The organism is Streptomyces sp. SID486 (genome assembly GCF_009865385.1).
Taxonomy (GTDB): Bacteria; Actinomycetota; Actinomycetes; order Streptomycetales; family Streptomycetaceae; genus Streptomyces.
Genome location: NZ_WWJT01000449.1, coordinates 1 through 229 on the forward strand (window position 1 = coordinate 1; position 229 = coordinate 229).

Annotated in this window: 1 pseudogene; it reads left to right on the forward strand. The window is 80.8% G+C overall.

The annotated features are described in order from the left end of the window. A pseudogene (locus GT045_RS38980) lies at positions 1 to 229 on the forward strand (3-carboxy-cis,cis-muconate cycloisomerase); the annotation flags it as partial.

A 229-nucleotide genomic window follows, 5' to 3' on the forward strand; every position in this document is an offset into this window, starting at 1 on the left:
CCCGCCCACACCCCGCCGCCCCGGGACCCCGCGCACGCGGACCCCGTAGCGACGACCGCCCAGGTCCCCGCTCACCCGGAGCCGGTGTTCGCCGACACCGGACTGCTGTCGCCCGTGCGGGCCGGCTGCCCCGCCGAAGCCGCCACGAGCGACGGTGCCTGCCTGCAGGCCCTGCTCGACGCCGAGGCGGCTCTCGCCCGCGCCCAGGCCGGCCTCGGCACCGTGCCCG